The following is a 10,478-nucleotide window of genomic DNA, read 5'->3' as shown; positions in this document are numbered from 1 at the left end:
GGTAGCGACGGATCGTGACCAGCAACGTGGTCGGCCGCCAGCCGAACGGCTCGTGCGCCAACGGCCGGATCACGGTGTCACGCGCGAGGCCCTCGCAGTCGCAGCGTCGGCACCACTGATCCGGTTCCACGACCCGGCAGGCGAGCACCGCACGGCCCGGCTCCAGCAGTTGGCCGGTGACCTCCAGGCCGAGCTCGTCGAGCCGGCAGAACCGGGTCAGGTCAGGGCAGGCGAACCCCGCCTCAGGGGTAGCATCAGACACGTCGAGGTCTTCCAGATGGGCAGTGTGAGAACTTCCATCATCGGGAGACCTCGACCCCTACCCGGCCCGACGCGCCGACCATGCCCTACACCCTCATCTGTGATGAGCCCCCAATCAGTGAGGATGATCCTCACAGCACACCGCCACAATTGCGACTGTCGGACACACGACGGCGGTTGCGACATCCTGTTGCGCGTCTCGTAGGGTGCAGATGATCGTGTCACGCTCGGCGACGACGGTCGTTTGCCGGGCCGGATTTGGTTTCGGGTTGTCGGCAGCGTCAGGCTGCCGATGAACACTTGAGCGAGCGGCCCGGCGTGCATTTTTTGCACCATCCACGCGGGGCCGCTCTGACGCGTAGAGGCCGCGCTGATGATCACGGTGAGCCATGACCCTGTGGATGTCGATATTGCGTTGCGGCAGGGGGAGGTGTCCTGTCCGGGTTGCTCGGCTCGGCTGCGCCCGTGGGGATCGGCCAGACCCCGGCCGGTACGCCACGACAACGGGGATCCGCGGGCGGGGCAATCATCATCCCGGCCATCGCACCAGCCACGACGCCATCGTCAAACAACGTGAAGGGCGACCCCTTCCGCACATCTCGGCATGACCGGTACTTCCCACCCCCATGGCAGGAGTCGAGGCCGGGCCCGTTGATCGACACTCTCGACGACGAGAGATAGATCAGAGCCGACCACGGGCCCAATGCGTGGGCCAGTTGATATCCAAGCCCGCTGGGGTGCCCCGAGATCGTTCGCCGGTGCTGCAGCCGACAGACGAAGGACCTCGACGGTCTGCTGGAAGGCAGTCTCGGACCTCGCGCTGGAAACCTAGCCCGGTCCCAACCGCCGAAAGCCACTCGAGTGGGGAGTTGCCCAGCCGTGGTCGGTGGGCGTGGGCGCTGCAGCTGACAGCGGACCTTCGAGGTTCATCCGGACGCAGCGGGAACGCTCTCGGCATACCCGCTCAACCGTAGAGCGCGTTTCATAGTTGCCCGATAGTTGTCCAGGTGGAAACGAAGAAGCCGCCCGGACTGGTGTTTTACCTAGTCAAAGCGGCTTTCGCGCTGGCTCCCCGGACTGGACTCGAACGAGTAAGGGATACAAGTCGATCGCACAAGTGCGCGCGACCCCAGCCTCAAGATTGCTGGATGCCCGCGGCCCTCGATGCAACTCTGTCCGCTCATGGGACGGCGTCCCACGAAGGTTAGGGATGCACAGGGGATGCAACCCTTATCGCTAAGAGATGTAAACCATGTTGACAAGGTGTTTCACTCGTCGGGCTGACAGGATTTGAACCTGCGACCCCTTGACCCCCAGTCAAGTGCGCTACCAAGCTGCGCTACAGCCCGCCGTCGCCATTTCTGGCAACTCGGATAGCTTAGCGACTTTGCCCGGACTTGGCACATCGGCCCATCCGGCCTCTGAGCGGGCGGTCGGGCAGCCGTCACGCCGACGCCTGCCCGACCGCATCAGGTCACCTGAGGTCACTCCTCGAAGCTGGCGTCCATCGTGATCTCAACGCCGGCAAGGGCCTTGGAGACAGGGCACTCTGCCTTGGCCGTCTGAGCGAATCCGAGGAACTCGTCCGCGGTCAGTCCGGGAACCCGCCCCACCACAGTGATGTGGCTCTCGGTGATGCCGGTCCCCGGCACGAATGTCACATCGGCCTTCGTGTCGAGGGAGGCGGGCGGGGTGTCGTTCTTGGCCAGGATGTTCGACAGCGCCATGGAGAAGCATGTGGCGTGGGCCGCCGCGATCAGTTCCTCGGGGTTGGTGGCACCTGGCCCTGACTCCGCCCGCTTGGCCCAGGCCACATCGAAGGACGCAAGGCCGGAGGTGACGAGCTCGACGCGTCCGGCGCCTTCGAAGAGGCTGCCTTCCCAGTGTGCCTGTGCGGTGCTGACTGTTGCCATGGTGGGTCTCCTATCGTTGGCCCCGGGTGGGGTCCACTTCAGTAGACCTCAACCCAACCACACCGCGACCCCCGACGGGAAGGGCCGACGGCAGCTCAGGCGCGATCCTTGCGCTTCTCGCGCGCCCTGATCTCGACGTGCACGGGCGAACCGACGAAGCCGAAGTCCTCACGAAGGCGACGCTCGATGAACCGCTTGTACGGCTCATCCATCAGGCCGCTGGTGAACAGCGCGAAGGTGGGCGGGCAGGCGTGCGCCTGCGTACCGAAGAGGATCCGCGGCTGCTTGCCGCCCCGCACGGGGTGCGGGTGGGCAGCGGCGAGCCTGCCGAGGAAGGCGTTGAGCTTCCCCGTCGAGATCCGGGTCTCCCACCCCGCTGCGGCCGCCTCGATGGCCTTGCTCAGCTTGTCCACGTTGCGGCCGGTGAGCGCCGAGATGTTGACCGTGGGGGCCCAGCGCCACCCGGTGAGGTCGCGCTCGATTTCACGGTCGAGGTACTTCCGGCGCTCCTCGTCGGTGAGGTCCCACTTGTTGAACGCGATGACCATGGCTCGCCCCGACTCCTCGATGGAGTTGAGGATCCTCAGATCCTGGTCCGTGAGCGGCTGGGAGGCGTCGATCACCATGATGCACACTTCGGCACGCTCGATGGCGGCCTGCGTGCGCAGGCTTGCGTAGTACTCGTGCCCGCTGGCCTCCTTCACGCGCCTGCGGATGCCGGCGGTGTCGATGAGCCGGTACACCACGCCGCCCACCTCGACGATCTCGTCGACGGGGTCGACCGTGGTGCCGGAGACGTCCGAGACGACCACGCGCTGCTGGTCGGCCAGCTTGTTGAGCAGCGACGACTTGCCCACGTTGGGCTTCCCGACGATGGCGACGCGGCGCGGACCGGCCGCCTGCACCTCCGGCTCGCGGGGAGCCTCTGGCAGTGCGGCCAGGATGGCGTCGAGCAGGTCACCCGAGCCGCGACCGTGCATGGCCGAGACGGGGTAGGGCTCCCCCAGTCCGAGATTCCACATACTGGCGGCCATCGCCTCGTGCCGCTGGTCGTCCACCTTGTTGGCGGCAAGTACCACCGGTTTCTGCGACCGGCGCAGCACGCGCACCACGGCCTCGTCCTCGTCGAGCGTGCCGACGGTGGCGTCCACCACGAACAGCACCGCGTCCGCCAGTGAGATGGCCAGTTCGGCCTGCTCGGCGATCTGGGCAGCCATGCCCTGGGCGTCGGACAGCCAGCCGCCGGTGTCCACCAGGACGAACTCGCGACCGTTCCAGTTCGCGTCGTACGACACCCGGTCCCGAGTGACCCCCGGCTTGTCCTGGACCACCGCCTCGCGGCGCCCCAGAATCCGGTTGACCAGCATCGACTTGCCGACGTTGGGCCGTCCGACGACGGCGACGATCGGCTTGCGAAGCTCGCTCACAGTGGCTCCTAATGCTGGGTGCGGACTGCCCATCCTACCGGCGCGGGAGAAGACCGACGATTCGCTCAACCACCTCGTCGGGGCTGAGCCACGTGGAGTCGATGACCGTGACCCCCTCGGCTGCCTCCGTGAAGTTCGACACCGTCGAATCATCGCGATCGCGACGCAACACCTGATCGGTCACCTCGTCGTGGCTGGCCCGCCCGGCCACCTCGGCCGCCCGCCGCGACACTCGCGCCTCAGGATCGGCCACCAGCAGCACCCGGACATCCGCGTCGGGCGCCACGACGGTGGTGATGTCGCGACCCTCGACGACGATCCGCCGGCCGTGGTCGGCGATGATGCGGCGCATGATGGATGTGAGCAGGCGCCGCACCTCCAGGTTGGTGGCGATCTGGGACACAGCGGCTGAAATGCGCGGCTCGCGGATCTCCGCCGTGACGTCAAGCCCGTTGACGAGGAACGACGGCGCCTCGGGCGAGGTGCCCACGTCCAGCCGGCACTCGTTCACGAGCGCGGCGGCCTGCTCCCCCGTTGCCCCCTCCGGATACCGCCGCAGATACTCCGTCGTGGCGGCGCGGTACAGCGCACCGGTGTCCAGGTAGCCCAAGCCCAGCCGCCTGGCGAGGAGCTTGGCGGTGGTGGACTTACCGGACCCGCTGGGCCCGTCGATTGCGATCAACTGCGTCATTGACTACCTCCCCGATCGGCCCAGCCGGTCCATCCGCGGGCCACGATGTTGGCCCTCAACTGCTCCGCGACGTCGCGCTCCACCGCGATGGACAGGTAGCCCACCTCGCGGACCGGATCGTGCGTGAGTTCGAAATCCTCGACGTTGAACCCTGCCTCGCCGATGTCGGTGAACAGGCGGCCCAGGGCTCGTGGCTCGTCGGGGATCTCGACGGTGACCTGGACCGTGTCCAGTGGATCGTGGCCGTGCTTGCCCACGAGCGAATGGGCCCCCGCCTGGCCGACCGCGAGGAACCGCTCCAGTTCGTCCGGCTGGTCGAGCACGCCGATGAGGTGGGTGAGGTCCTCGGCCACCTCGCTCAGCTCGTGCCGCACCGCCTCGGCGTTCGAGGTGAGGATCTGGCGCCACAGACCTGGGTCCGAGCCCGCGATGCGGGTCACGTCGCGGATCCCCTGTCCGGCCAGCCGCAGATGATCGCTGGGTACCGCGCGGAGGTGCGACGCGGTGAGGATGCTCATCAGGTGCGGGACGTGGCTCACCTGCGCCACGGCCTCGTCGTGTGCGTCGGGCGCCATCGTGACCACACGAGCACCGACGTCGCGCGCGAGCGCCTCGACGGCGGCGACATCCTCGGGCGTGTTGCCCTCGACGGGTGTCACCACCCACGTGCGGTCCCGGAACAGGTCACCCGAGGCCGTGAGCGGGCCCGTGAACTGCGAGCCGGCCATCGGATGCGAGCCGACGTAGCGGCGGTGCTCGGGCGCGAGCGCCGCGACCGCCTGCAGGATGGGTGCCTTCACCGAGCCGACGTCGGTGATCACCGCGCCGGGAAACTTCGCCAGCACCTCGGCGACGAGGTCCGGGATTACCCCGGGCGGTGTGGCCACCACCACGAGGTCGGGATCATCGGTGGCCTCGTCACTGATCCTGCCGGCGCCCAGTCCGGCAGCCACCAGGGAGTGCGACGGCACGATGTCCCACAGCATCACGTCGTAGCCTGCCCTCGTCAGAGCCAGGCCGAGCGACGACCCCACGAGCCCGGCGCCCAGAATCAGAACGGACCTGGCCACTACCGACCCTGTCCGAGCGGCTCCGCGAAGGAGGCTGACTCACTCGGCAGCACGTCGGGGCTCCTGTCCGCCCAGCTCGGCCGGGATGTTCGCGGGCCGCGGCCCCTGGTAGTCGGGCCCGTAGGCTCCGGGCGCCGGACGCCGCTTCCGCATGGGCGCCGCGACCCCGGGGGCCAGCCTCCGGGAGGTGATGAGGAACCCGGTGTGGCCCGAGGTGCCGTGCCCGGGCCTGATGGCCAGCCCCTCGGCGTGCCAGTCCCGCACCGTGGTCTCCGTGGCGTGCGGCTCGGTGAAGCCCCCGTGCGCGCGGAAGGTGTCGGCGACCTTCCCCAGCTGGGTGGCGGTGGCCACGTAGCAGGTGAGCACGCCGCCGGCGATGAGCCGCTCCCCCACCGCGTCGATGCACTCCCAGGGCGCGAGCATGTCCAGGATGGCGCGGTCGATGGGTTCATCCTCGATGACTTCGACGAGGTCGCCCACCGTCAACGTCCATGCCGGGTGCTCCCCACCCAGGAACGTCTCGACGTTGCCGCGGGCCACGTCCGCGAACTGCTGGCGGCGCTCGTACGAGTGCAGCATGCCGTCCGGGCCGATGGCGCGGAGCAGCGCCAACGACAGCGCCCCGGAGCCGACGCCCGCCTCCAGCACCCGAGCGCCTGGGAAGATGTCGGTCCACATGATGATCTGGGCGGCGTCCTTCGGGTAGATGACGGCCGCGTCGCGGGGCATCGAGACCATGAACTCGCTCATCAGCGGCCGGAACGCCAGGTACTGCTGCCCACCGGCGGAGGTGACGGTGACCCCCTCCGGGCCGCCGATCAGGGCGTCGTGGCTGACGGCACCCTTGGTGGTGTGCCAGACTCCCCCCTCCTTGAGCAGGACGGACTTGCGCCGGCCCTTCCCGTCGGTGAGTGTGACCCGCTCGCCGGGCTGGAGTGGGCCGGTCTTGACGCCTGACAGATTCATGAGACTTCCTTCAACTCGCGCCACACCCCGGCCAGCTCAACCCACGAGGCGCTGGTCAGCCCCGTGGAGGAGACGTGCATCCGCGGATGTGGCGGGAGGTGCACCATGGACGGCACAGCGTAGACCACAGCGCCGGATGCCAGTGCCGCCGCCGTACCGGGGATGGAGTCCTCCAGAGCGACGGCGTGGCGGGGGTCCACCCCGAGGCGCGCCGCGGCCGTGAGGTAGCCCTCGGGATCCGGCTTCGCCCGCGACACCTCGTCGACCGTGACGGCGAAGGCCACGTTTCCCGGCAGGCGTTCCCGGGCGGCGTCGAGGATGATCCGGTCGCTGGCTGTGACGATGGCGCAGGGCACATCGGCGTCCGCGAGTTCGGCCATCAGTTCCCTGGCTCCCGGGAGCCAGGGCAGGTCGTGGGCGCGGATCTGCGCGGCGATGCGGTCGTGCAACTCGCGCCACACCCACTCCGCCCGCTCAGGGATGCCCATGTCGGCGGCCATCATCTGCGCGGTGATCAGGGCGTGTTGCCCGTGGCAGGCGAGCATCTTGTCCTCGCCCCATTCCACGCCGTAGTCCGCCAGCATCTCGCGCTCGGTGGCCGCCCACAGCGGCTCGGTGTCCACCAGGGTGCCGTCGAAGTCCCACAGCACCGCGCTGGGCTCAGCCGGCATTGAAGTACTTCGCCTCGGGGTGGTGCACGACGATGGCGTCGGTGGACTGCTCCGGGTGCAGCTGCAGCTCCTCGCTCAGCTCGACGCCGATGCGCGACGGGTCCAGCAGCTCCACCAGCTTCACCCGGTCCTCGAGGTCCGGACAGGCCGGGTACCCGAACGAGTACCGCGACCCCCGGTAGGCCTGATCCCGGATGGCTGCGTGGACATCCGTGCTGGGCCCGAAGCCGAGCTCCTCCCGGATCCGGCCGTGCCACAGCTCCGCCAAAGCCTCGGTCAGCTGCACCGAGAGCCCGTGGAGTTCCAGATAGTCGCGGTAGGAGTTCGCCTCGAACAGCCGCTGGGTGGCCTTGGCCACCTCCGACCCCATGGTCACGAGTTGCATGGCGAGCACGTCGGGGCCGTGGGCCGCTGCCTCGTCCTCGTCGCGGAAGAAGTCCGCCAGGCACAGCCGCTTGTCGCGGCGCTGCCGCGGGAACGTGAACCGAGTCACTTCCCGCGACGGGTCCTCCGGCGAGCCGACAATGAGTGTCTCCCCGGAGGAGTGGACGGGGAAGTACCCGTAGACGACGCCGAAGTTGGCCAGATTGTCGGTCTTGATCCGGTCCAGCCACATCCGCAGCTGAGGCATGGCCTCGGTCTCCACCAGTTCTTCGTAAGAGGCGCCGCCGCGCAGCGGCTTCAGACCCCACTGGCCGAGGAACGTGGCGCGCTGGTCCAGCCATGCGGCCACCTCGGCGAGGGGGATCCCCTTGACCACACGGGTCCCCCAGAACGGCGGGGCGGGCACATCCACGCCGCGGGCCACCTCCGAGCGGACACCCAGCTCAGGTTCGGTCAGCTCGATCAGCGAGGTCTTGGCGTAGCGGCGTTTCCGCGGCTCCGGGAGAGCCGCACCGGGCAGGCCCTGCTTGACGGCCATCACCGCGTCCATGAGGGCCAGCCCCTCGAACGCGTCCTTCGCGTAGCGCACCTCACCGTCGAACAGGTCCCCCAGATCGTGTTCGACGAAGGTGCGCGTCAAGGCTGCCCCGCCGAGCAGCACAGGGTACTTCTCCGCCAGCCCCAACCGGTTCAACTCCGCGAGGTTGTCCTTCATCACGAGGGTGGACTTCACCAACAGACCGGACATGCCGATGGCGTCCGCGCCGTGGGCCTCGGCGGCGTCGATGATGGCCTGGATCGGTTGCTTGATGCCGATGTTGATCACCGTGTAGCCGTTGTTGCTGACGATGATGTCGACGAGGTTCTTGCCGATGTCGTGCACGTCGCCGCGGACGGTGGCCAGCACCAGGGTGCCCTTGCCCGTGTCCGTGTCCGCCTTGTCCATGTGAGGCTCGAGGTGGGCCACGGCCTGCTTCATCACCTCGGCCGACTGCAGCACGAAGGGCAGCTGCATCTGGCCGGAGCCGAACAGCTCGCCCACCACTTTCATGCCGGCCAGGAGGTCCTCGTTGATGATGTCCAGCGCGGCCTTGGAGGTCAGTGCCTCGTCCAGGTCCGCAGGGAGTCCCTTGGACTCACCGTCGATGATGCGGCGCTGCAGCCGTTCCGCCAGGGGCAGGGCAGCCAGTTCCGCAGCGCGGGAGGCGCGCACGGAGGCGGCGGTGACGCCCTCGAACAGATCCAGGAACCTGGTGAGGGGGTCGTACTCGCCGTCGCGACGGTCGTAGACCAGGTCCAGCGCCACCTGACGCTGTTCCTCGGGGATGCGGTCCATCGGGATGATCTTGGCGCTGTGCACGATGGCCGAGTCCAGGCCGGCGGTGACGCATTCATGCAGGAACACCGAGTTGAGCACCATGCGGGCGGCCGGGTTGAGGCCGAAGGACACGTTGGACACGCCGAGCGTGGTGCGGACCCCCGGGTAGCGCCGCTTGAGTTCACGGATGGCCTCGATGGTCTCGATGCCGTCGCGCCGCGTCTCCTCCTGGCCGGTGGCGATGGGGAAGGTGAGGCAGTCCACCAGGATGTCCCCGACGTGCATCCCCCAATTGCCGACGAGGTCGTCGATGAGGCGCGAGGCCACCTTCACCTTCCAGTCCGCGGTGCGGGCCTGGCCCTCCTCGTCGATGGTGAGGGCCACGACGGCCGCGCCGTGCTCCTGCACCATCGGCATGATCCGCCCGAAGCGGGATTCGGGGCCGGAGCCGTCCTCGTAGTTGACGGAATTGACGATGCTGCGACCGGCGAGGCGCTCGAGGCCGGCCTCCAGCACTGGCGGTTCGGTGGAGTCCAGCACGATCGGCAACGTCACCGACGTGGACAGCCGGGCGGACAGCTCCGCCATGTCCGCCGTGCCGTCGCGGCCCACGTAGTCGATGCAGAGATCCAGCACGTGTGCGCCGTCGCGGGCCTGGGCCTTGGCGATGTCCACGCACTCGTCCCAGTGTCCGGCAAGCATCGCCTCCCGGAACGCCTTGGATCCGTTGGCGTTGGTGCGCTCCCCGATGCTGAGGTAGCTGGCGTCCTGCGCGAACGGCACCTCGATGTACAGCGACGACGCGGACCGCTCGTCCTCGGGCTGCCGGGCCACCACCTCGCGGCCGGCGTAGCGCTCGGCCAAGAGGCGGATGTGCTCAGGGGTGGTGCCGCAGCAACCACCGATGACTGCCAGGCCGTACTCCTCCACGTAGGCGCCCAGCGCGTCCGCGAGGCCCTCGGGGCCCAGCGGATAGCGGGCGCCGTCGGCGGTCAACTCGGGGAGACCCGCGTTGGGCATGGCCCCGATCGCGATGCCGGCGCGCCGCGACAGGTGGCGCAGGTGCTCACTCATCTCAGCCGGGCCGGTGGCGCAGTTGAGGCCGATGCAGTCCACCCCCAGCGCCTCCAGGGAGGTAAGGGCGGCGCCGATCTCCGAGCCGAGCAGCATGGTGCCGGTGGTCTCGACGGTGACGTTGACCAGGATGGGCAGCGCGACCCCGAGCCGTGTCCGCGCCCGTTTGGCGGCGATCACTGCCGCCTTGGCCTGTAGGAGGTCCTGGCACGTCTCGATCTGCACGCCGTCGATGCCGCCGCGGATCATGGCCTCCACCTGCGACTGATAGGCGTCGCGGATGGCGGCGAAGCTGACGTGACCCAGAGTGGGCAGTTTGGTGCCGGGCCCCATGGAGCCAAGCACGAATCGTGGCCGTTCCTCGGTGCTGAACTCGTCCGCCACCCGACGGGCGATGCGGGCCGAAGCCTCCGCCAGTTCCTCCAGCCGGTCGACGATGTCGTACTCCGCCAACGCCGCCAGGTTGGTGCCGAACGAGTTGGTCTCCACGGCGTCGGCACCCGCCTCGAAGTACGCGCGATGCACCGACGCCACCACCTCGGGCCGGGTGACGTTGAGGATCTCGTTGCAGCCTTCGAGGCCCTGGAAGTCCCCCTCCACGGAGAGCTCACCGAAGGACTGCAGCATCGTGCCCATCGCCCCATCGGCGACGAGGACGCGACGGTTGAGCAGGTCTGTCAGGCTAGTTGGCACGAGCACAGGC

The 10,478-nt window shown here is 68.5% G+C and carries 4 protein-coding genes, 1 tRNA gene and 3 pseudogenes; all 8 read right to left on the bottom strand.

Annotated elements, in window-relative coordinates; translation table 11 throughout:
* Window positions 1-262, bottom strand: a pseudogene (locus ACZK5N_RS12780) (ISL3 family transposase); the annotation flags it as partial.
* Between the two features lie 1,274 nt (window positions 263-1,536).
* Window positions 1,537-1,610 (bottom strand) — tRNA-Pro (locus ACZK5N_RS12775).
* Between the two features lie 135 nt (window positions 1,611-1,745).
* On the bottom strand, window positions 1,746-2,174 hold the full coding sequence (locus tag ACZK5N_RS12770) for an OsmC family peroxiredoxin (protein ID WP_459019729.1): 429 nt from the start codon (window positions 2,172-2,174) through the stop codon (window positions 1,746-1,748).
* A 95-nt stretch (window positions 2,175-2,269) separates the two neighbouring features.
* Window positions 2,270-3,634 carry a ribosome biogenesis GTPase Der gene (gene der / locus ACZK5N_RS12765; protein ID WP_463625093.1) on the bottom strand — a complete coding sequence of 455 codons (1,365 nt, stop codon included), beginning with the start codon at window positions 3,632-3,634 and terminating at the stop codon, window positions 2,270-2,272.
* Between the two features lies 1 nt (window position 3,635).
* A complete protein-coding gene (gene cmk / locus ACZK5N_RS12760; protein ID WP_463625092.1) occupies window positions 3,636-4,292 on the bottom strand; it encodes a (d)CMP kinase in 657 nt (218 codons plus the stop codon).
* Window positions 4,289-5,365, bottom strand: a pseudogene (locus ACZK5N_RS12755) (prephenate dehydrogenase); the annotation flags it as partial. The gene cmk and the pseudogene ACZK5N_RS12755, both read right to left, overlap by 4 nt.
* A 36-nt stretch (window positions 5,366-5,401) precedes the next feature.
* Window positions 5,402-6,999, bottom strand: a pseudogene (locus ACZK5N_RS12750) (HAD-IA family hydrolase).
* The gene (gene metH, locus ACZK5N_RS12745) at window positions 6,989-10,468 is read right to left on the bottom strand and encodes a methionine synthase (RefSeq protein WP_463625091.1); all 3,480 of its coding nucleotides are present in this window, start codon (window positions 10,466-10,468) and stop codon (window positions 6,989-6,991) included. The pseudogene ACZK5N_RS12750 and the gene metH overlap by 11 nt, the downstream one beginning before the upstream one ends.
* Window positions 10,469-10,478: the final 10 nt, after the last annotated feature.

The sequence above is a fragment of the Tessaracoccus pujii genome, from assembly GCF_055326215.1.
Note: the sequence above shows the minus strand (reverse complement) of the source record. Positions and strands in the feature narration are given on the sequence as shown.

Coding starts and splice junctions, on each gene's coding strand:
- der (WP_463625093.1), bottom strand. CDS start 3,634: ATGGGCAGTCCGCACCCAGCATTAGGAGCCACTGTGAGCGAGCTTCGC.
- ACZK5N_RS12770 (WP_459019729.1), bottom strand. CDS start 2,174: ATGGCAACAGTCAGCACCGCACAGGCACACTGGGAAGGCAGCCTCTTC.
- cmk (WP_463625092.1), bottom strand. CDS start 4,292: ATGACGCAGTTGATCGCAATCGACGGGCCCAGCGGGTCCGGTAAGTCC.